Origin of the sequence: Pseudomonas sp. NBRC 111130 (assembly GCF_001320485.1) — a bacterium.
GTDB classification, from domain to species: Bacteria; Pseudomonadota; Gammaproteobacteria; order Pseudomonadales; family Pseudomonadaceae; genus Aquipseudomonas; species Aquipseudomonas vlassakiae.
In genome coordinates this window covers 1-19,541 of sequence record NZ_BCBG01000057.1, presented here as the reverse complement: position 1 = coordinate 19,541, position 19,541 = coordinate 1, and the positions used below count along the sequence as shown (strand labels likewise).

At 62.8% G+C, this 19,541-nt stretch carries 16 protein-coding genes and 1 pseudogene; 11 read left to right on the top strand and 6 right to left on the bottom strand.

The genetic code is table 11. The features are described 5' to 3' along the window. Positions 1-86: 86 nt before the first annotated feature. Positions 87-974, top strand: coding sequence for an NAD(P)-dependent oxidoreductase (locus tag APH33_RS20645; protein WP_054886941.1), 888 nt, complete (start codon positions 87-89; stop codon positions 972-974). Here the strand turns inward: APH33_RS20645 and APH33_RS20640 are convergent. Both APH33_RS20640 and rapA read right to left on the bottom strand, forming a co-directional pair. Next, positions 874-3,138: a bifunctional diguanylate cyclase/phosphodiesterase gene (locus APH33_RS20640; RefSeq protein WP_054886940.1), complete on the bottom strand. Its 2,265-nt coding sequence runs from the start codon at positions 3,136-3,138 to the stop codon at positions 874-876. The two genes, APH33_RS20645 and APH33_RS20640, sit on opposite strands and share 101 nt — an antisense overlap. A gap of 281 nt (positions 3,139-3,419) precedes the next feature. Next, on the bottom strand, positions 3,420-6,266 hold the full coding sequence (gene rapA, locus APH33_RS20635) for an RNA polymerase-associated protein RapA (RefSeq protein ID WP_054886939.1): 2,847 nt from the start codon (positions 6,264-6,266) through the stop codon (positions 3,420-3,422). 132 nt (positions 6,267-6,398) lie between these two features. Between rapA and APH33_RS20630 the strand changes: the two genes are divergently transcribed. The 7 genes from APH33_RS20630 (at position 6,399) to APH33_RS20605 (ending at position 11,237) form a co-directional block, all read left to right on the top strand. Beyond that, positions 6,399-7,091, top strand: coding sequence for a M949_RS01915 family surface polysaccharide biosynthesis protein (locus APH33_RS20630; RefSeq protein WP_054886938.1), 693 nt, complete (start codon positions 6,399-6,401; stop codon positions 7,089-7,091). 106 nt (positions 7,092-7,197) lie between these two features. After that, complete coding sequence (locus tag APH33_RS20625) at positions 7,198-7,527, top strand: hypothetical protein (RefSeq protein WP_054886937.1); 330 nt, start codon at positions 7,198-7,200, stop codon at positions 7,525-7,527. Positions 7,528-7,594: 67 nt separating this feature from the next. Then, entirely contained in the window at positions 7,595-7,756 is a 162-nt protein-coding gene (locus tag APH33_RS27480) for a hypothetical protein (RefSeq protein ID WP_165837386.1), read from the top strand. A gap of 135 nt (positions 7,757-7,891) precedes the next feature. After that, positions 7,892-8,008 carry a cytochrome c oxidase subunit CcoM gene (gene ccoM, locus APH33_RS27835; RefSeq protein WP_054886936.1) on the top strand — a complete coding sequence of 39 codons (117 nt, stop codon included), beginning with the start codon at positions 7,892-7,894 and terminating at the stop codon, positions 8,006-8,008. Positions 8,009-8,174: 166 nt separating this feature from the next. Then, complete coding sequence (locus APH33_RS20615; protein WP_054886935.1) at positions 8,175-10,163, top strand: FUSC family protein; 1,989 nt, start codon at positions 8,175-8,177, stop codon at positions 10,161-10,163. Next, positions 10,150-10,356, top strand: a complete 207-nt coding sequence (locus APH33_RS20610; protein ID WP_054886934.1) for a DUF1656 domain-containing protein — start codon at positions 10,150-10,152, stop codon at positions 10,354-10,356. Before APH33_RS20615 ends, APH33_RS20610 begins: the two co-directional genes overlap by 14 nt. A gap of 11 nt (positions 10,357-10,367) precedes the next feature. Continuing rightward, positions 10,368-11,237 (top strand): HlyD family secretion protein, encoded by an 870-nt coding sequence (locus APH33_RS20605; protein ID WP_054886933.1) that lies wholly within the window; start codon positions 10,368-10,370, stop codon positions 11,235-11,237. A gap of 38 nt (positions 11,238-11,275) precedes the next feature. Here the strand turns inward: APH33_RS20605 and APH33_RS20600 are convergent, their stop codons facing one another. Beyond that, positions 11,276-12,034: an SDR family NAD(P)-dependent oxidoreductase gene (locus tag APH33_RS20600; RefSeq protein WP_054886932.1), complete on the bottom strand. Its 759-nt coding sequence runs from the start codon at positions 12,032-12,034 to the stop codon at positions 11,276-11,278. A 112-nt stretch (positions 12,035-12,146) separates the two neighbouring features. On the opposite strand from APH33_RS20600, the gene APH33_RS20595 reads away from it, so the two are divergent. Together APH33_RS20595 and APH33_RS20590 are read left to right on the top strand one after the other, a co-directional pair. Continuing rightward, positions 12,147-13,088 carry a LysR family transcriptional regulator gene (locus APH33_RS20595; RefSeq protein WP_054886931.1) on the top strand — a complete coding sequence of 314 codons (942 nt, stop codon included), beginning with the start codon at positions 12,147-12,149 and terminating at the stop codon, positions 13,086-13,088. Between the two features lie 87 nt (positions 13,089-13,175). Next, positions 13,176-13,497 (top strand): annotated as a pseudogene (locus tag APH33_RS20590) (DUF2025 family protein). Between the two features lie 8 nt (positions 13,498-13,505). Here the strand turns inward: APH33_RS20590 and APH33_RS20585 are convergent. After that, positions 13,506-16,076, bottom strand: coding sequence for an EAL domain-containing protein (locus APH33_RS20585; RefSeq protein WP_054886930.1), 2,571 nt, complete (start codon positions 16,074-16,076; stop codon positions 13,506-13,508). Positions 16,077-16,131: 55 nt separating this feature from the next. Next, positions 16,132-17,208, bottom strand: coding sequence for a diguanylate cyclase (locus APH33_RS20580; protein ID WP_054886929.1), 1,077 nt, complete (start codon positions 17,206-17,208; stop codon positions 16,132-16,134). Between the two features lie 127 nt (positions 17,209-17,335). Here APH33_RS20580 and APH33_RS20575 point away from each other — a divergent pair, with 127 nt between their 5' ends. After that, positions 17,336-18,430, top strand: coding sequence for an MBL fold metallo-hydrolase (locus tag APH33_RS20575; protein ID WP_082433672.1), 1,095 nt, complete (start codon positions 17,336-17,338; stop codon positions 18,428-18,430). 2 nt (positions 18,431-18,432) lie between these two features. Here the strand turns inward: APH33_RS20575 and APH33_RS20570 are convergent, their stop codons facing one another. Further along, on the bottom strand, positions 18,433-19,314 hold the full coding sequence (locus APH33_RS20570) for a formate/nitrite transporter family protein (RefSeq protein WP_054886928.1): 882 nt from the start codon (positions 19,312-19,314) through the stop codon (positions 18,433-18,435). Positions 19,315-19,541: the final 227 nt, after the last annotated feature.

Sequence of the window (19,541 nt, the reverse complement as noted above, 5' to 3'; positions counted from 1 at the left end):
CTTACTTGTTTTAAGGAATTTTCAGTCGAGCTGGCATTGCATCGCCCGTTTGTCGCGCTTCTTTAATCTTCTGCCTGGAGTCGTTCATGAGTACTGCACTGCCTTCGTTGGGATTCGCCGGGATTGGCCTGATGGGCTTGCCGATGTGCCAGCGCCTGTTGGCGGCGGGTTATCCGCTGACGGTCTGGAACCGCAGCCCGGACAAATGCGCCTCATTGGTGGCCGCCGGTGCGCGGCTGGTGACCAGCCCGGCCGAACTGAGTCGTGACAGCGACATGGTGTTGCTGTGCCTGGCCGACACGGCGGTGGTACGGGAGGTTGTGTTTGGCGAGCAAGGCATCGCCGAGGGCGGGCGCAGCGGGCAGTTGTTGGTGGACTTCTCCAGCCTGGAGCCGACTGCCACGCGGGAAATGGCGGCCGAACTGGCTGCGCTGTGCGGCATGGCCTGGCTGGATGCTCCCGTGTCGGGTGGCACGCCCGGCGCCGAGGCGGGTACGTTGGCGATCATGGTGGGGGGCGAGGCCACGGATCTGCAGCGGGCCCGCCCGGTTCTGCAGGTGCTCGGCCAGCGTGTGACGCACATGGGTGGGGTGGGAGCAGGGCAGGTGACCAAGGCCTGCAATCAGATGATCGTGGCCTGCAACGCGCTGGTAATTGCCGAGGTGGTGGCGTTGGCCGAACAGTCAGGTGTTGACGCCACGCTGATCGCCGAAGCTCTTGCTGGTGGCTTTGCCGACTCGAAGCCGTTGCAGATCCTGGCACCACAGATGGCCGAAAGCCGCTTCGAGCCGGTCAAGTGGCATGTGCGTACCTTGCTCAAGGACCTGGACGGGGCCGTCAAGCTCTCCCGCGAGCAGGGCACGGCAACGCCGCTCAGTGGTCTTGCCGCGCAGCTGATGCGCCTGCACGGTAGCCAGGGATATCTGCAAAAAGATCCGGCGACCCTGGTAGAGCTGTATCGCAACAAGGCCTGAACACAGCGTCCTGGCGGTCGAGCTGATCGAGCAGCGAGCGCAATTCGCCCAGCGGTAGCGGGCGGCTGAGCAGAAAACCCTGCAGGTAGTCGCAGCCATTGCTGGCCAGGAATTCGTGCTGCTCGACGGTTTCCACGCCTTCACTGACCACCTCCAGGTGCAGGGTGTGGGCCATGGCGATGATCGCCTGGATGATCTCGCGATCCTTCTGGCTGTCGGGCACATCCTGCAGGAACGAGCGGTCGATCTTCAGCACGTCCAGAGGCAGGCGCTTGAGGTAGGCCAGCGACGAATAGCCGGTACCGAAATCATCGATCGACAGGCCGACACCTTGGTCGCGAATGCGCATGAGCAGGCTGACGGTTTGCTCGATGTCGCCCATCAACGCATGCTCGGTGACCTCCAGCTCAAGATGGCGAGGTGCCAGGCCCGCCTGGTACAGCGCCACTTCCACTTCATTAGGCAGGGTTTCATGGCCCAGGGTCACCGCCGAGCAATTGACCGTGAGCTTGAGGCTGGGAAAACCATGCTGCTGAAGCCGCGCCAGGTCCTGGCAAGCGTGACGCAGCACCCACAGGTCGAGGTCGACCATCAGGCCGTTGGCTTCGGCAATGCTGATGAACCGTTCCGGCCCCATCAGCCCGTGCAGCGGGTGCTGCCAGCGTACCAGCGCTTCAAGCTTGGCCACCTGGCCGGTGCGCACGTTGAAAATGGGTTGGTAGTGCACGCACAACCCTCGTTCTTCGAGCAGGGCGATGCGCAGTTCCTCTTCCAGTTGCAGGGCAAGGCTGGCGCGGTTTTTCAAGCTGCAGTTGAAAAAGTGCAGGCTGTTGCGGCCGCTGCCCTTGGATTGATACAGGGCCAGGTCGGCATGCTTGAGCAGTTCTTCGGCGTTCAGGCCGTCATCGGGGTAGATGCTGATGCCAATGCTGGTGGTCATGACCATGCGCCGGCCGCACAGGTCAATCGGGTCTTTCATCCGTTGCATGATGCGCTGTGCGAGGTGGCGTGCCTCGTCACGGTTGTTGAGCGACGTGACCACGCAGAATTCGTCACCGCCGAAGCGGGCGACCAGGTCGTGGCTGCGGGTGGCTGCCTTGATGTGGTTGGCGATGACTTTGAGCAATTCGTCGCCGGCATCGTGGCCGAGACTGTCGTTGATGCGCTTGAAGTGGTCGATGTCGAGAAACATCACTGCCAGGCGGTGTTCGCCGGGAGTCTGTGCTGCCAGGCGTTCGGCAAAGATCTGGTTGAAACCACGGCGGTTGACCAGGTTGGTCAGGGCGTCGTAATGGGCGGCCTGTTGCAAAGATTCGCGGGCCTGGTCCAGCTGGCTGAGCAGGACACCATAACGGCGCAGGTCGTCTTCCTTGCTCTGCAGCTTCTTGTCGGCCAGGGCGGCACTGATGCTGCTACCACTGATCAGCAGGGTGATGAAGGCTACGGTCAGCCCCAGCTGCAGGCTGTTGTCGCTAGTTGGCAGGCTCAGGGCGGTGGAGGCGGGGATGACCAGGGTCATGGCGGCCATGGCGGTGAAGTGGGTAGCAACGATGCCGCCGGCCATCAGCAGACTGGCGCCATATTTCAGGGTCTGGTGCAGGATGCCGCTGCCATTGAGGAAGTAACGGGCCAGCAGCAAGGCGGCAAGGCTGGTGAGCAGGGCGATGGCGGCGCTGCTCAGCAATAGCGTGGTCTGGTAGTACTGCTGAGCACCGGTCTGCAGCGCGGCCATGCCAACGAAATGCATGAGGATGATACCCAGGCCGATGAGCAAGGCACTTTGCAGGTAGTGGTGCAGGCGCATATTGGTACGGTCGAGGCTGGTCATTGCCAACCAGGCAGCTACCAGGGCGATCAGCAGTGACAGGCCGGTCAGCGAAACGTCGTAGTGCATTTCCAGCGGGGCCTGGAAGGCGAGCATGCTGATGAAATGCATGGCCCAGATGCCGCCGGCCAGGCAGCAGGCACCGAGCATGCGCCACTGCCGCTGTGCTGCGCGCTGTTCGCTATGGGATTGGCGCTCGGCCATGTCGAGGGTGGCAAAGCAGGCTGCGCTGGCCACGGCGAAGGCAATCAGGATCAGCAGCGGTTCATGGCGGCAGTCGATGACGATGCGCCCGGTTGTCGGCAGTTCGGTGAACAGTTGCAGCCCCAGCCATTCCATTGCTTGCCCTTTGCTCGAGTTTCCACTCGTCTCCGTTCAAGCGCTGTGGAGACTGTTCAGGGGGAAGTATAGAAACAGGTCGTAGAACCTTCCTGGCTAGTGGCACTTTGACTTCAACCATTTGGTTCTGTCGTTGATAGCCAGTTGGCATAACGAACTGGGGCCGCTTTGCGCCCCTTTCGTGACACAAAGCCGCTCCTACAGGTGATTGCGGTTTCCTGCAGGCGCGGCTTTGTGTCGCGAAAGGGGCGCGAAGCGGCCCCAGTTATATGACAGGAGGATCAGCCAGCGACCAGTACGCGAATGGCCTCCAGGCGCAACGCCGCCTTGTCGAGCATCGCCAGGCCTTGTTCACGCTGCTTGCGCAGCGCTTCGATCTCGCTGTCACGCACGCTCGGGTTGACAGCTTGCAGGGCAGTCAGGCGTGCCAGCTCTTCATCGGCTTCGGCGACCAGGCGGCGCTGGGCTTCGGCCACACGCTCGACATGCACTGGCAGGACCTTGGCTTCACCGCCGCTGATGCGCTTGGCCAGCACGTCACGCTGGGCCTGGACGAACTTGTTGGCGCTGGCCCGTGGCACGCTTTCTAGCTGGTCGTTGAGGGTTTCGAACGCCACCCGCGAAGCCAGGTCGTTGCCGTTGGCATCGAGCAGGCAGCGCAGTGCTGCCGGCGGCAGGTAGCGGCCCAGTTGCAGGCTGCGGGGCGCCACCACCTCGCTGACGAACAGCAGTTCGAGCAGCACGGTACCCGGCTTGAGTGCCTTGTTCTTGATCAGCGCGACCGCAGTGTTGCCCATCGAACCGGACAGCACCAGGTCCATGCCGCCCTGCACCATCGGGTGCTCCCAGGTCAGGAACTGCATGTCTTCCCGCGACAGCGCCTGGGCGCGGTCGTAGGTAATGGTCACGCCTTCGTCGTCGCCCAGCGGGAAGCTGGCGTCGAGCATCTTTTCGCTCGGCTTGAGGATGAGGGCGTTTTCCGAATGGTCTTCGCTGTCGATGCCGAAGGCGTCGAACAGGGTTTCCATGTAGATCGGCAGGGCGAATTGATCGTCTTGTTCAAGGATCGCCTCGACCAGTGCCTGGCCTTCACCAGCACCACCGGAGTTGAGCTCCAGCAGGCGGTCACGGCCGCTGTGCAGCTCTGCCTCGAGGCGCTCGCGCTCGGCGCGCGCTTCGCTGACCAGCGCAGTCCAGGCCTTGGCATCGCCGCCTTCGAGCATCGGCAGCAGGCGCGGGCCGAACTGGTGCTGCAGGGCGTTGCCGGTCGGGCAGGTATTGAGGAAGGCGTTCAGGCCCTCGTGGTACCACTGGAACAGGCGCTCCTGCGGGCTGTCCTGCAGGTACGGGATGTGCAGTTCGATGGTGTGCTTCTGGCCGATCCGGTCGAGGCGGCCGATACGCTGTTCGAGCAGGTCCGGGTGGGCTGGCAGGTCGAACATTACCAGGTGATGGGCGAACTGGAAGTTACGGCCTTCGCTGCCGATCTCGGAGCAGATCAGCACCTGGGCGCCGAACTCCTCGTCAGCGAAGTAGGCCGCGGCGCGGTCGCGTTCGAGGATGCTCATGCCTTCGTGGAACACCGTGGCCGGGATGCCGGAGCGCACGCGCAGGGCGTCTTCCAGGTCCATGGCGGTTTCGGCGTGGGCGCAGATCACCAGGACCTTGGTGCGCTTGAGCATCTTCAGCGTGTCGATCAGCCAGTCGACTCGTGGGTCGAAGCGCCACCAGCGTTCGTCATCGCTGACGTCACCCTGGGCCTGGAAGGCCACTTCCGGGTACAGCTCGGCGTGTTCGCCAGCGGGCAGGTCCTGGTATTGCGCGGGATTGGCCAGGGGATAAGGGTGCAGCTGGCGCTCGGGGAAGCCCTGGACGGCCGCACGGGTGTTGCGGAACAGCACGCGACCGGTGCCGTGGCGGTCGAGCAGTTCGCGGATCAGGCGGGCACTGGCCTGGGTATCGCCATCGTTGACTGCAGCCAGCAAGGCTTCGCCTTCGGCGCCGAGGAAGCCTTGGATGGTGGCATGGGCCTTGGGTGACAGGCGGCCTTCTTCAAGCAGCTCTTGCACGGCTTCTGCCACCGGGCGGTAGTTTTCACTCTCGGCGCGGAACGCCGCGAGGTCGTGGAAACGGTTGGGGTCGAGCAGGCGCAGACGGGCGAAGTGGCTGTCCTGGCCGAGCTGTTCGGGGGTGGCAGTCAGCAGCAGCACGCCTGGGATGACTTGCGCCAGTTGCTCGACCAGGCCGTACTCAGCGCTGACCTGATCTTCGTGCCACACCAGGTGGTGCGCCTCATCGACCACCATCAGGTCCCAGCCCGCGGCGAACAGCGCGTCCTGGGCCCTTTCGTCATCGACCAGCCATTCCAGGGCGACCAGCGCCAGCTGGGCATCCTCGAACGGGTTGCTGGCGTCGCTTTCGATGAAGCGTTCGGCGTCGAACAGGGCGACCTGCAGGTTGAAGCGCCGGCGCATTTCCACCAGCCACTGATGCTGGAGGTTTTCCGGGACCAGGATCAGCACGCGACTGGCGCGGCCCGACAACAGCTGGCGGTGAATCACCAGGCCGGCTTCGATGGTCTTGCCCAGGCCCACTTCGTCGGCCAGCAATACACGCGGGGCGCTGCGGTCGGCGACTTCGCGGGCGATGTGCAGCTGGTGGGCGATCGGTTGCGCACGGCAACCGCCCAGGCCCCAAAGCGACGACTGCATCTGCTTGCTGGTGTGGTGCAGGGTGTTGTAGCGCAGGCTGAACCACGACAGCGGGTCGATCTGCCCGGCGAACAGGCGGTCGCTGGCCAGGCGGAACTGGATGAAGTTCGACAGCTGGGTTTCTGGCAGGGTGCGCGCCTGGTTCTGGGCATCCAGGCCGTGGTAGACCATCAGCCCGTCGATGTCCTCGACCTCGCGCACGGTCAGCTTCCAGCCTTCGAAGTGGGTTATCTGGTCACCCGGAGAGAAACGCACGCGGGTCAGCGGCGCATTGCGCAGGGAATACTGGCGGGTGTCGCCAGTGGCCGGGTAGAGCACGGTCAACAGGCGGCCATCCTGCGCCAGGATGGTCCCCAGGCCAAGCTCCGCTTCACTGTCGCTGATCCAGCGTTGCCCCGGTTGATACTGCTGCGCCATACTGCCTGAACTCCCGCGATGAAAAAGCCGGCTATGTTAACGGATAGGCCGGGCGGACCATAGACCAGAAGTCCATGAGTCTAGCTGTTTCATTGCAGAATACCGTCTTGCTGACGAGGGCTACGCACCGATATGCCGCTCAAGCACCGCTGGTTGCACACTTCCATGGCCATAGGTAGCTTGCTGCTGGCCGCCTGTGAGCAGAAAAATTTCGAAACCTTGCCTGCGATCCCCGTCGAGCAGCTCGAAGTACTGGGCGTGCAGACGCCGATCAAGAGCGTGCACTTCCGCGATCGCGACGGCGAAGGGCTGCTGGTACTTAGCCGCAGCGATGGCCAGGCAGTCGATGCCGAGTCCGAGCAGGAGGTCGACAAGGTGGTGCTGAAGGCCACCCTGTATGGTCGCACCGCCGAGGATGACGCGTTCAAGCCGCGTTGGCAGATCGAGCAGGAAACCACCTGCCCAGGGCTGGACCTGGATGTCGACTTCTATACCGATGTCAGTGATGTCAGTGACTTGAACAAGGACGGCGTCGCCGAAGTGACCGTGGCCAGCCACGCCTTCTGTGGTGGCGGCATCGACCCGCATGACATCGCCATCGAGATGCGCGAAGGGCAGAACGCCTACACCATCACTGGCCAGTCGCTGATCACCCCGGCAGGTGAAGAGCCGGTTGGCGGCGAGCGTGAAGACAGCGCTTCGTTGAAGAACGCACCCCAGGTGCTACGCGAGCACATGGATGCGGTCTGGCAACAGGTCTACAGGCGGCCCTGGAGCGAAGCCAGCCCGCCAGCAGACGATGACCCTGAGGATGAAGCCGAATAACGGCGATCTATACTGGCAAGGTGCGGCTGTTGTGGCCGCACGTCCGCACCTTTGACGCTCAAGCTGGCTAACGGATGGCCGATACAGTGGGCACAGGAGAATTTCCATGCTGCCACCGATCATCCCGCTCAGTGCTGCCCCCGTGACCTCGCAACATGACCCGGTCAAACAGACCCCCGACATCAAGCCGGTGGTGCCTGTGCAGCCTTCGTCCAACGAAAGCACCATCGACCTCAAGCAGCAGCGCGATCCCCAGGAGCAAGCCTTGCTCCTGCGAGAAGAGCAGCGCCGCCAGCAGCGGCGCAACAACAAGGGTGATGAGGAGCGCTACAGCGCCGTCCCGGGCGATGAGGTCAACGCCGACAACACCGTGCCGGTGGCGCCATTGATCGGTGATCATCCGCGCCAGGGCCTGCTGGTCGATATAGAAGTCTGACGCGGGGCTGGTCACGGCCAGCGCCTGGCTTCATGATGCAAGTCTCTGTAGATCTTCGAGCCCACCCATGAGCCAAGACAACCTCATCGACTTCGATGCCGAGCGCGCCAAGCGCATCCATGACCTCAAGGAAAAGCGCCTGAACGAAGTGCGCCAGGCATTCGAGCAGGCCATGCCGCTTGCCACCGCGAAGAAAAAGAAGCCCAAGGGCAAGCCCAAGAAGCGCTGAAACTTGACGCAGGTCAAGCCTGCACCCGCCTCGCGTGCCCGGTCCCGGGCAGCATTGACCCTGATCAATTTTCCCCGCCGCCGTATTCGTTACCTTGCATCCATCGGACAACGGCAAACGAATCGGGAGGCCAGCATGTTCTTCGACAATGTGGTTATCGCGGGCGTGGTAACGGTCGGGTTGATGTTTGCATTCTTTGCCGGTCTGGGCATTTTCATCTGGAAGGACGCACAGAAGCGCAAGCCGCGCTGACCTTCCGGATCCACGAGCACGCAAGGCATTTAGGGCGACTTCGGTCGCCTTTTTTTTGCCTGCGTTTTTGTCGTTAAAGATGATTAGCTAGCTAATTAATCGTCTCGTGAGTATCCTTCGCTGCATTGTCTATCGTTTATCAATACACCCTCACAAGGTCCGTTACGTGCCCATCACCTTCCAGGCCCTTTTCGCACCCAGCAGCCTTGCCATCAAATTCGCCATCAAGACCCTGCTAGGTGCGGGCCTGGCACTGTGGCTGGCCATGCGCTGGGGGCTGGAGCAACCGTCCTGGGCATTGATGACCGCATTCATCGTCGCCCAACCGTTGTCCGGGATGGTGGTGCAGAAGGGGCTGGCGCGGCTGGCGGGTACCCTGGTCGGCACGCTGATGTCGGTGGTGTTCATCGGCCTGTTCGCCCAGGCCCCCTGGCTGTTCCTGATCACCCTGGCGTTGTGGCTGGCCCTGTGCACGGCGGCCTCCACACAGCTGCGCAGCGCCTGGGCCTATTCATTCGTGCTGGCGGGCTATACCGCCGCCATCATCGCCTTGCCTGCCATCAGTCATCCCTTGCAGGTGTTCGACCAGGCGGTGGCACGTTGCACCGAAATCTGCCTGGGTATTTTCTGCGCCACGGCCAGCAGTGCGCTGATCTGGCCCATGCGGGTCGAGCAGCAGCTCGCCGGGCAGGCTCGTCAGGCCTGGCAGAATGGCCTGCAGGCAGCAAGCGCCATGCTCGGCGGCGAGGATGAAGCGCGCAAAGGGTTGCTGGACAGCCTCGGCCGTATAGTCGCCATCGATACCCAGCGTGAGCACGCCTGGTTCGAGGGCCCGCGCGGCCGGCTGCGGGCCAAGGCCATTCGCGGGTTGAGCCAGAAGCTCATGGTGCTGCTGCGCATTTCACGCTCGGTCCGTCGGCAGTGGCGGCAGCTGGACGAGCGCGAAACCGCGCACCTCGGTCCTTGGCTCGAAGAGCTGCGAGCCCTGCTGGTCAAACCTGATCAGCCGAGCCTTCTGGTGTTGCGCCAGCGCATCTGGGACGCCGCGCATGACGAGCAGATCAGCTCTGCCGAGCACTTCTGCCTGGCACGCATGGCCCTGTTGCTGGACTTCGCCATGGCCGCTACCCAGGCCTTGGACGATGTCGAGGCGGGCAGGGCGCCGAAGGATGTCGCCCAGGGCCTGGCGGCGCACCGCGACTGGTCGCTGGCTTTGTTGTTCGGTTCACGCAGTGCCTTGGCCTTCCTGGTCATGAGCAGCTTCTGGCTGGCCACTGCCTGGCCGTCGGCGCCGGGCGGCCTGGTGCTGACCTGCGTGGTCTGCAGCCTGTTCGCCAGCCGCGAGAATGGCGCACAGATCGGTCTGAGCTTCTTGCGCGGCATCTTCCTGGCGATCCCGACGGCCTTCCTGGTCGGGCAGATCATCCTGCCGCAGTGGAGTAGCTTCGCCATGCTCTGCCTGGGCATGGGCGTGCCGCTGTTCTTTGGTGCGTTGGGCATGGCCCATCCGCGTACCGGTGCCACCGCGACCTCTTATTGCCTGCACTTCATCGTGCTGGTATCACCGCTCAATGCCATGACCTTCGGGGTGGCGACCATGCTCAACAGCGCCCTGGCCATGTTGGTGGGCGTGGGCGCCGCCGTGTTGGCGTTCCGCCTGCTGGTGTTCCGCCACCCGGCCTGGCTTGGCCGGCGCCTGCGCGCTGCGACCCAGAATGACCTGGTGCGCCTGACCCGGCGCGATCTGCGCGGTGCCGACAGTTGGTTTGGCGGGCGCATGGCCGACCGCCTGATGCAATTGGCCCGGCATGCCAGCGAATTGCCGGCTACCGGGCGCAAGCGTTGGGATGACGGTTTGCATGGGCTGGATATCGGTGACGAACTGGTGCATCTGCGCATGTGCCTGGCGGTGGCCCAGGTGCCGTTGGGGGCTGCCGAGCGCGAGTACCTGCAGCAGGTCGAGGCGGCACTGGCCACCGGCCCGGCGGTTGGCCGCGAGCGGCGCCTGGATGCGGCCAGCGAGCAGTTCATCGCGGCTTTGCAGCGAGCGCCGGCCAGTGACCCGTTGCGCCTTGCCCAAGGTGCGGTGCTGCAGTTGCAGAAGAGCTGGGGGAAATGGTGCCGTTCGCAGGAGGATGAGCATGGGCTTGCGTGAGTGGGAGCTGGGTGGTGTGCTGCTCAGCCCGTTCCTGATTTACGTGCTGATGGCGCTGGCGCTGACCGGCGTGCTGCGTCTGCTGGTGCAGGCCACACCGTTGGGGCGCTGGATCTGGCATGAAGCGCTGTTCGACACGGCGTTGTTCGTTTGTGTGCTGTTCCTGGTGGTTCGCCTGCTGGGGCCTTTGTAAGGAGTGATTCGATGCGTGCTGTCGTCCGTGTCCTGGTGACCTTGTGCGTGGTCGCTATTGCCGTTCTGGCCGGTTTCAAGCTCTGGCAGTACTACATGCTCACGCCGTGGACGCGTGATGCCAGGGTGCGCGCCGATGTGGTGGTGATCGCCCCGGATGTGTCCGGATGGGTGCGTGAGCTCAAGGTGCAGGACAATCAGCAGGTCAAGGCGGGCGACCTGTTGATGAGCATTGATCGCGAGCGCTTCCAGGCCGCCTTCGACCAGGCCAGCGCGGTGGCTGAAACCCGCGCTCAGCAGTTGCACCTGCGTGAACGTGAAGCGGCGCGGCGTACGGCCTTGGGCCCGGAGGCGATCAGTGCCGAGCTGCGCGAAAACGCCCAGATCAACGCCGCCGTAGCCCGTGGTGAACTGCACGAGGCTCAAGCCCAGTTACAGGTGGCGAAGATCAACCTGGCGCGCAGCGAAGTGCGGGCGCCGCGTAGCGGGCATATCACCAACCTGCGCCTGGCCGAGGGCAACTATGTCAATACCGGTCAATCGGTGATGGCCCTGGTGGATGATTCGACGTTCTACATCCAGGCCTATTTCGAGGAGACCAAGCTGCCGCGCATTCGGGTTGGCGACGAGGTCAAGGTCTGGCTGATGGGCGCTGGCAATGCCATGCAGGGCCATGTGGAGAGCATCAGCCGTGGTATCACCGACAGCAACAGCAACCCGGACAGCCAGCTGCTGCCGGTGGTGGAACCAACCTTCAACTGGGTGAGGCTGGCGCAGCGCATACCGGTGCGGATCAGGCTGGACCAGATTCCCGAAGGCGTGCACCTGAGCGCGGGGATGACCGCCAGCGTCCAGGTGCATGAGGATCAGATAGAACAGTGATGGTCAGGGGGCTGCTTTGCAGCCCCAGAATTTCTGCTTTAAAGGAACATCCCGCCAGACACTTCCAGCCGCTGCCCGGTAATCCAGCCATTGCCCTCTTCAAGCAACAGTGCGATGGCGGCGCCGATATCATCGGGCAATCCGACCCGCCCCAGCGCAGTGTTACCGGCAATGAAATCATTGACCTGCTGGTTGTCGCGCACAACACCGCCACCAAAGTCAGTCTCGATCGCCCCCGGCGCGAGGATATTGACCCGAATGCCGCGTGCCCCGAGTTCCTTGGCCTGATACCGGGTCAATACCTCCATCGCGCCTTTCATTGCCGCATAGGCGGCATACCCGGGCAGTGCAAAACGCGCGAGCCCGGATGACACATTGACGATTCGCCCGCCATCGACCAGCAACGGCAGCAGCCGTTGGGTGAGGAAGAATGGCCCTTTGAGCTGAATGTTCAGCAACTGGTCGAACTGCGCCTCGGTGGTTTCGCTGAACGGCACATTCAGGCCGATACCGGCGTTGTTCACCAGGAAATCGAAGCGCTCACAGCCGAAACGTTGCTGCAAGGTCGTGCCCAGGCGTTCGGCAAAGCTGGCGAAGCTGCTGCAGTCGCCGACGTCCAGTTGCAGCATGACAGCCTTGGCGCCAGCCGCCTCGAGGGCCTTGGCCACCTGCTGGGCCTCGTCAGCCTTGCTGTGGTAGGTGCCGATGATGTCGATACCGCGTGCAGCCAGATGCTCGGCGGCATTGCGGCCCAGGCCACGGCTGGCGCCAGTGATCAGAGCGATCTTGCGAGTCATGTCGTATCCCTCTTGGGTGGTGGATGAGGGACAGGTTATTGATCGCGTTACGGCTGTTAAATCCAGCAGAATCGGAAATACTGTTCGTGTGTTTCGAATAGTCGGGGTGAAGATGAACAAGCTGGAACTGCTGCGCACGTTCGTTCGGGTCAGCGAATTGAGCAGTTTCACTCTGGCGGCAGACAGCCTCGGCCTGCCACGCTCGACGGTATCCGAGCAGGTCAGGGCGCTTGAGCAATTACTCGGCACGTGCCTGTTCAACCGCACCACGCGGCGCGTCCAGGCGACCCAGGACGGTGTTCTGCTGTATGAGCGCAGCAAGGATTTGCTGTCGGGCATGGACGAGATCGAGAGCCTGTTCCGTGCCGATGATGCCGAGCTGGCAGGCTGCCTGCGGATCGACATGCCGACCATGATGGCCCGCCGGGTGATCATTCCAGCCTTGCCGCAGTTCTTGTCACGGTTTCCCAAACTGGAGGTGGAGATCAGTTGCACCGATCGACAGGTTGACCTGCTGCGTGAAGGGTTCGACTGTGTGATGCGCATCGGTGCGCTGAGCGACCTGGATGTCGTGGCGCGGCCTGTCGGCCAGTTGAGCATGCGTAATTGCGCCAGCCCCGCCTACCTTGCCCGTTGCGGGGTGCCGCAGCGCCTGGAAGACCTGGCCGGGCACCGCCTGGTTCACTATGTGCGCAACCTGGGTGCGCGCAGTGCCGGTTTTGAATATGTGCAGGATGGCCAGGTGTGCTTTCAGCCCATGGGCGGCGCGGTCACGGTCAATAACGCCGAGGCCTATTCGGCAGCATGCCTGGCGGGCCTTGGCTTGATCCAGGTGCCCGCAGTGGGTGTCGCGCATCACCTGGCAAGCGGCGAGTTGGTAGAGGTCATGCACGGCTGGCAGGCACAGGCCATGCCGGTGTCCTTGTTGTATGCCCGGCAACGCCATGTACCACGTCGTGTCCAGGCTTTCATGGGCTGGCTGGGCGGGCTGCTGGCGTCGCAGGTCGACCCGCTGCCGGGCAACGAAAACCTTGGTACAACCATGAGCCCATGAGCTAGGCTGCCCACTGCGCGTCGCCCATCAGAGGCGACCGTTACCTGCCTGGCGTGCGTCACTTCCGTTCATTTGCGAGGTTACGTCATGGCCATCACTTCCCAAGACATCTGCAGCGCTGCCGACCAGCTCAATGGCTTTGTCGGCTTTCATCGCAAGCGCGGCATCCATATCGTGCGGTTTTCCGAGGACGCGTTCGGCATGGACGTGGCGGATGACAGCATCACCCCCCTGCAGCGAGTTCGTCTGGCGGCCGCAACAGGACGCGCGCATGGCGCTGTGCCGGGAGCGTCTGGCACTGTTGCTGGAGCAGCATGTGGACGACCGGCTGAACATTGGCGAGCCGTTGCGCATCTACCTTCGGCGCAGTGACCTTCCGGAAATCGTGGCTGAGCGCTCGCTGCGCTGAGCCGCGGTTCAAGAGGCGTTTGCGGCCCTGCCGGGCTCCAGCTGCAACAATCGCTCGAAGCTGGCCTTGTCCAGAGGCCGGCTCAGGTAAAAGCCCTGCACTTCATGGCAGCGGTCGTTCTGCAGTGCCAGCAATTGTTGCTCGGTCTCCACGCCCTCGGCCGTCACCGTCAGCCCCATCGCCTCACCCAGGTTGATGATCGCCTGTACCACGGCGCGGTCGCTTCCCGTGTTGTTGGCCAGGCCGGCGATGAAACGCTTGTCGATCTTGATGCTGTCGAACGGGTAGGTCCGCAGGTAGCCCAGCGAGGAATAGCCGGTGCCGAAATCATCCATGTTCAGTCGTACGCCCAGTTCCTTGAGCGCGAGCATGGTGCCCAGGGCGCCTTCGATGTTGTTGAGCATCACATTCTCGGTAATTTCCAGCTCGAGCCGCTGAGCAGGAAAGCCGGTTTGCAAGAGGATTTCGCGCATGTCGGCGACCACGTCACTGCGCATGAATTGCGCAGGTGACAGGTTTACTGAAACCAGCAGAGGGGCGGGCCAGTCGCGGGCGCTGCGACAGGCCTCGCTCAGCACCCAGCGGCCGAGGGCAACGATCAGGCCGCTTTGCTCGGCCAACGGGATGAAGGTATCCGGCGCGAGCAGGCCTTCCTGCGGGTGCTGCCAGCGCAGCAAGGCCTCGACCGAGACGATGCGCAAATCGCTCAGGCGATAGCGTGGCTGGTAGTGGAGGACGAGCTCGTTGTTCTTCAGGGCGCGGCGCAAATCGTTTTCCAGCTGGCGGCGGTACTGGATCTGCTGGTTCATCGCGGCAGCGAAGTAGCGCCAAGTGCCTTTGCCGTCGACCTTGGCCTGGTACAGGGCGATATCGGCGCAGCGGATCAGCTCGCCAGCATCGAAGCCCGGCTCGCGCGTCTGGGCAATGCCGATGCTGACACCAATGTCCAGTTGCTGGTTTTCAAACGCAATGGGTTGCTGCAGCAGTTCGATCAGGCGCCGGCAGAGGCGGTCGATTTCGCTGCGGTTATCCAGGCCTTGCAGTACCAGGACGAACTCATCACCGCCCAGGCGCGCCACCAGGTCCACGTCGCGTGTGGTGTCGCGCAGGCGTGCGGCCACTTCCTGCAGCACGGCATCACCTGCGCTATGCCCGAGGGAGTCGTTGATCGGCTTGAAGTTGTCCAGGTCGAGCAGCAGCAAGGTCAGCGGCGGTGAGTCGCTGCCGCGCAACAGCGCCTGTTCGAGGTGCCTGGCCAGCTTGTTGCGATTGGCCAGGCCGGTCAGTGGGTCGTGCAGCGACAGGTGCTGGATGCGCGCGTGGGCCTCGACTTCGTCGGTAATATCGCTGGCCGTACCGCGAAAGCCGACGGGCTTGCCGTCGAGCTGGATGGCCCGTGCCGATATGCGGCAGTAGCGGCTCAGGCCGTTGTGGTCGTGGTAGGCGCAACGCAGGTTGGACGGTTGTTCCGAGTCTGCCTCGATCTGCCCATCCAGCCAGGCTGATAACGGCGTGGTTTCGCAGCTGAGCAGTTGATTGAGGGGTTGGCCAAGCCATGTCTCGACCGGGTCGCCGGTAACACTGACGAAACGCTGGGAAAGGTAGGTGAGCCGTTGCTGTCGGTCGGTTTCCCAGATCCAGTCGGAGCTGGCCTCGGCTACTGCGCGAAAACGTTGCTCGCTGGCCTCCAGAGCCTGATTGCTCGTTTGCAGGTGCTGCAGGCTGAGGTCGATGACGCGGGCGTTGCGCAACGCCAGACGAAACAGATAGAGCATCACCACGCCCAGTATCAGCAGCGCGCAGAGCAAGGGCGGCAATACGGCCCAGAGCAGCTGCCGACCGGGCATCGGGCTGGTCCAGGCCAGGCGATAACCGGTGTCGCCCAAGGCAATCTGCTGGCGACCGGGCTCGGGCTCCTCGTTCTTTTCTATATGCATGTGCGCAAGCCCAGCCACTTCGCCCAGGTGCGCGAGCTTGGCTTCGGTCAGTTGGTCGATGAACAGCATGACCGGTGCCTGGCTCACCTCTGCGGCGGTGACGTCCTTGTCCGGGCGCACGGCGGCAGCACTGAGGATCGCCGGCCAGTTGTTGAACAGGACGAAACGGTTGACCTGCCCGCGGGCGCTGGCGGCTGAGCGCGCGGCCGCGATGATTTCAGGCAGGGGCGCATCGATGAAACTGCCGGCAGCTGCCTCGGTAGGCGCACCTTTGAACAGCGCGTAGCTGGTGTGCTGGTCATCGACCACGAACACACCTTCGTAGCCGCTGGCACTGTACAGCGATTCGCCAACGTTCTTTTCTTCATAGGCCCACTGCCAGTCGACCTTGCCTGCCAGGTGCTCGAAGGCAGCGTCCCACACGGCGTAGCTGGACAGAAACTGCCGTGAGGCCAGCAGGCGTTGTTCCAGCGTCTGGCTGGCATGGAAAGCGCTGCGTTGTTTTTCCTGCTGGTCGAGGGTTGACGCGATGTTGAACAGTGCGCCAAGGGTGATCAGGCAGACGACGCCGAACACCACGCAGAAAAAGCCGATCAGACGACGGACGTGAAGGTGAGGGAGAGGGCTGGCGGTCCTGGCCATGCGCAAACGACTCCTTGTTGACTGCAACTCCCAGCCGGGCAATCAGCAAGGAGGCTCAGTCAGGATAGGCCAGCCTGAGCGCGGTGGCCTCGCCTTGGGCGAAATTGATCTGGTCGCGCCCGCGGCGCTTGGCGCTGTACAGTGCCTTGTCGGCCTGCTCCAGCCAGTGCTCGGCGGACTCCAGGTCGGCGTGGAAAGCCGCCAGGCCGATGCTCAAGCTGATGCGCAGGTGCGGCAGCTGTGGGTTGCGGTAGCTGGCGACGTGCTCACGCAAACGCTCCATGGCCTGGCAGGCCTGGGCCTCACTGGCGTCGGGCAGGATCACGCAGAACTCGTCGCCGCCGTAACGCCCGGCTTGGTCGGATTCGCGAAGGGTGCGCTTGAGCGCCTCGCTCATCTGGCGCAGCACACAATCACCGACCACATGGCCGAAGGTGTCGTTGATGGTCTTGAAGTGATCGATGTCGATGAGTGCGATCACGGCAGCGGACGGTTGTTGCCGGCAGGCCTGGAACCTGAGCAGCAGCAGGTCTTTCCAGGCGCCATGATTGAGCAGGCCGGTCAGGCTGTCAGTCAGGCTCAGGGCGCTGAGGCGACGCTTGTGCTCTCCCAGCTTGATCGCCAGGCGGTAGCAGACCCACCCCAGCGCCAACGGGTAGAGGGTCAGCATTGGCAGGCAGGCGTAGATCTGCAGCGCCGTGGCGTTCAGCTGTAGCCCGGTGCCCAGCAATGCGCTACCCAGCAGCATGCCGGCCAGCTGCGCGATTGCCCCGCGAACGATCAGGCGCTTGCCGCCTGCGGCCACGTTGTTCATGGTCATCATCGACAGCACGGTCACGGTTGGCAGCGGGTTGAAGTGCATGGCCGCGGTCCAGAATCCACCCAGCAGCGAGTCCAGCAGCAGGTTGCGTTGTTCGGCCTGATAAGGGGCTGCCGAACGTGTTGCCCATTGATAGGCGACATGGGGCCAGAGCAGACCGTTGAACAGTAGCAGCACCCAGGCCCAGGTCGGTGGTGCCAGCGGTGCCACGCCGGCGGCTACGCTGAACAGGCCGATCCCCAGGCCGATGACACGCGGCAGGTAGATGCGTTTGACGAAAGAAAGTCCCTTGCCGCTGCGATTGTCCGTCATGGTCGTTGTTCTTCTGCTGGGGTGCCGTTTATCGCATAACTCACGTGAATATTGTCGAACAGTGTTTCATCGACGAAAAATGACCTTACAAGCCAATTCACGGTTGATGTGATCCCAGTGGGGTAACATGAAGCCTTTCCTCTTGCTTGGAGTGCTGCTGCTCATGGCTCCCATGGCTAATCCTGGCGACCAACCGGCGCCACAGCGGGACGGACGTTTTCACAACCAGGCCAGCCTGCCGCAGGATGGCGTGCTGAAGAAGCTGCGCATCGGCCTCAAGTACCTTTTTCTGCGCAAGCCGCCGGAAACCCGGCCGGCAACCGCGATCAGCGTGCAGCCGATGACCCGCCAGCAGGTGCTCGATGCACCGGACCACAGCCTGTGGCGCCTGGGCCACTCCACGGTATTGCTCAAGCTGCGCGGTCGCTACTTCATTACCGACCCGGTGTTTGCCGAACGCGCCTCGCCGGTGCAATGGGCCGGGCCGCTGCGCTTTCATGCGCCACCGCTGGGGCTGGATGAGTTGCCGCCGCTGACGGCGGTGATTCTGTCCCATGATCATTTCGACCATCTGGATGAGCAGGCGATACGCCGACTGGCCCTGCGTGCCGGGCGCTTTCTGGCGCCGCTCGGGGTGGGTGACTTGCTGATCGAATGGGGAGTGCCTGCGGCAAAGGTGGTGCAACTGGACTGGTGGCAGGAAACCGAAGTCGAGGGTGTGCGTTTCGTCGCTACGCCCGCGCAACATTTTTCAGGGCGCGGCCTGTTCGACAGCAACCGCACCTTGTGGGCTTCCTGGGTACTGATAGACGACCAGACGCGTGTCTACTTCAGCGGTGATACCGGTTACTTCAAGGGTTTTGCCGAAATCGGCGAGCGCTTCGGGCCGTTCGACCTGACATTGATCGAGACCGGTGCCTACAACGTGGCCTGGCCCAACGTGCACATGCAACCAGAGCAAAGCCTGCAGGCACATCTGGACCTGCGCGGGCGCTGGATGCTGCCGATCCATAACGGCACCTTCGACCTTTCAATCCACGGATGGCAGGAGCCGTTCGAACGTATTGTCGCCCTGGCAGCGGCGGCCCAGGTACGCCTGAGCACGCCTCAGATGGGCGAACGGGTAAGTATCGACTCTCCCCATGAGGGCCAGAACTGGTGGCAGCCGCACCCCACGCATCAGCGGGGCAGGGCGGTCGAACGGGCATTGGCGGCGCGCTGAGTTCAATTCCGGCCTTGTCGACGCTCTTCGTCTTTTAATAGCTGCGATGGCGGCTTGCCGCTGTCGCTGCGCACCTGAGCATGGCTGATCAGGGCAAAGATGAAACTGCCGCCGACGATATTGCCCGCCAGGGTCGGCAAGGCGAACTCCAGCCAGAAGCTGCGCCAGGTTTCGTCGCCCGCCCACACCAGGTAGGACACTTCCACCGAACCAACGACGATATGGGTGAAGTCGCCCAGCGCCATCAGGTAGGTGATCATGAGGATGATCCAGATCTTGGCATGCTCCATGGACGGGATCATCCAGACCATTGTGGCGATCATCCAACCCGAAACGATGCCTTTGGCGAACATCTGGCTGATGTCGTTCTGCATGACTTTGCGCCCGACTTCGAGGAAGGCCACGTCGGTCTTGCTGTCGAAGATCGGCAGTTCGAGCATTACCCAGGCCACCAGCAAGGTGCCTGCCAGGTTGCCGAGCAGCACTACTCCCCACAGCCGCAGCAAGCGCCCGAGGTTGGCCAGGCTTGGCGTGGTCATGACCGGCAGCACGGCGGTGAGGGTGTTTTCGGTAAACAGTTGCTGGCGTGCCAGGATCACCGCAAGAAAGCCGGCGCTGTAGCCAATGCTGGCGATGACCTGGGCGCTCCCGCCTTCGGGCAACCGTGCATAGAACAGCCCCATGGCCATCAGCGACAGGCCCATGGTCAGGCCGGCGGCAAGGGCAGACCACCAGAGTGCAGCGAGTGTGCGCTCCAGTTCCTGGTCGCCCTGGTATCGAATGATCTCGTGCAGTACCGCAGCCCGCGGCGGCTGGTTATGGCTGACTTCCTTCTCTTCGTCCGCCGAAAGGCCAGGGGTCTTTTCACTCTGCGCATCGCTCATGGCCGTTACGCTCCAAGGTGGGATTCTCTACAGAGCGGTGTAGCATGCATTTAGTTGCCAGGCCGCTGCAGACGACTATCTAAAGTTTTTTCAGATCAAGGTGTTGACTCTGATTTCAAAGCGCGTATTATTCGCCTCCTCGCAGCGTTGAACGCAACGAGGCAGGCGTAAGTTGTTGAAGTTGAAGGCTTTTAAAAGAAAGCGGTTTCAAAAAACTTCAAAATAAG

Bases quoted from the DNA above. Each gene is read 5' to 3' on its own strand.
- APH33_RS20645 (WP_054886941.1), top strand. From the start codon at position 87: ATGAGTACTGCACTGCCTTCGTTGGGATTCGCCGGGATTGGCCTGATG.
- APH33_RS20640 (WP_054886940.1), bottom strand. From the start codon at position 3,138: ATGGAATGGCTGGGGCTGCAACTGTTCACCGAACTGCCGACAACCGGG.
- rapA (WP_054886939.1), bottom strand. From the start codon at position 6,266: ATGGCGCAGCAGTATCAACCGGGGCAACGCTGGATCAGCGACAGTGAA.
- APH33_RS20630 (WP_054886938.1), top strand. From the start codon at position 6,399: ATGCCGCTCAAGCACCGCTGGTTGCACACTTCCATGGCCATAGGTAGC.
- APH33_RS20625 (WP_054886937.1), top strand. From the start codon at position 7,198: ATGCTGCCACCGATCATCCCGCTCAGTGCTGCCCCCGTGACCTCGCAA.
- APH33_RS27480 (WP_165837386.1), top strand. From the start codon at position 7,595: ATGAGCCAAGACAACCTCATCGACTTCGATGCCGAGCGCGCCAAGCGC.
- ccoM (WP_054886936.1), top strand. From the start codon at position 7,892: ATGTTCTTCGACAATGTGGTTATCGCGGGCGTGGTAACGGTCGGGTTG.
- APH33_RS20610 (WP_054886934.1), top strand. From the start codon at position 10,150: ATGGGCTTGCGTGAGTGGGAGCTGGGTGGTGTGCTGCTCAGCCCGTTC.
- APH33_RS20605 (WP_054886933.1), top strand. From the start codon at position 10,368: ATGCGTGCTGTCGTCCGTGTCCTGGTGACCTTGTGCGTGGTCGCTATT.
- APH33_RS20600 (WP_054886932.1), bottom strand. From the start codon at position 12,034: ATGACTCGCAAGATCGCTCTGATCACTGGCGCCAGCCGTGGCCTGGGC.
- APH33_RS20595 (WP_054886931.1), top strand. From the start codon at position 12,147: ATGAACAAGCTGGAACTGCTGCGCACGTTCGTTCGGGTCAGCGAATTG.
- APH33_RS20585 (WP_054886930.1), bottom strand. From the start codon at position 16,076: ATGGCCAGGACCGCCAGCCCTCTCCCTCACCTTCACGTCCGTCGTCTG.
- APH33_RS20580 (WP_054886929.1), bottom strand. From the start codon at position 17,208: ATGACGGACAATCGCAGCGGCAAGGGACTTTCTTTCGTCAAACGCATC.
- APH33_RS20575 (WP_082433672.1), top strand. From the start codon at position 17,336: ATGAAGCCTTTCCTCTTGCTTGGAGTGCTGCTGCTCATGGCTCCCATG.
- APH33_RS20570 (WP_054886928.1), bottom strand. From the start codon at position 19,314: ATGAGCGATGCGCAGAGTGAAAAGACCCCTGGCCTTTCGGCGGACGAA.